The organism is Clostridium sp. HV4-5-A1G, from assembly GCF_900184915.1.
Classification (GTDB): Bacteria; Bacillota; Clostridia; order Clostridiales; family Clostridiaceae; genus Clostridium_B; species Clostridium_B aromativorans.
Window position 1 is genome coordinate 1 of sequence record NZ_FXYI02000385.1, and the last position, 566, is coordinate 566.

Sequence of the window (566 nt, forward strand, 5' to 3'; positions counted from 1 at the left end):
TTTTTTAATGATACGGCGACCACCGAGATCTACACTTCTAGCTTCGTCGGCAGCGTCATATTTGTATAAGAGACAGGTAATTTATTTTATTATAAAAACCTCCCCAAATTTATGGGGAGGCTGGAACAAAATACGGTATTATTTTTTCCAAAGTCCATGCAAATTACAATATTCTCTTGCCATTACAACTTTTTCATCCAGTTTAAATGTAGCTTCCGGTTTTTCACCTGGTTTCAAATATTTTCTATAGATTTTATTTTCAGTATGGACTTCGATCCACTGAATATAATGTTCTGGTGTCATAGGATGTTCAACTGATCCAACTTTAACTTTTACTCCGCCATCTATTTCTTCAATTACAGGTACATGTTTTTCAAGAGCAGCATCCACAGTATTCTCCTCTATCAATTTCATGGGTTTGCCACAACATACTAAAGTTCCACCACCTTTATAGAGAACCTCCACTATATTGCCACATACTTCACATTTGTAAACTTGTTTGACTTCTATCATGATCAATTCCTCCTATTAATATTATTATATAATATAAATTCTCTATACATAGT

1 protein-coding gene is annotated in these 566 nt (G+C 33.7%); it reads right to left on the reverse strand.

Annotation, left to right across the window (positions count from 1 at the left end):
• Positions 1-138: 138 nt before the first annotated feature.
• On the reverse strand, positions 139-513 hold the full coding sequence (locus J5G60_RS18675) for a desulfoferrodoxin (protein WP_150358134.1): 375 nt from the start codon (positions 511-513) through the stop codon (positions 139-141).
• Positions 514-566 lie beyond the last annotated feature (53 nt).

What these genes read in the sequence shown, in the direction of transcription:
- J5G60_RS18675 (WP_150358134.1), bottom strand. Translation starts at nt 513, where the DNA reads ATGATAGAAGTCAAACAAGTTTACAAATGTGAAGTATGTGGCAATATA.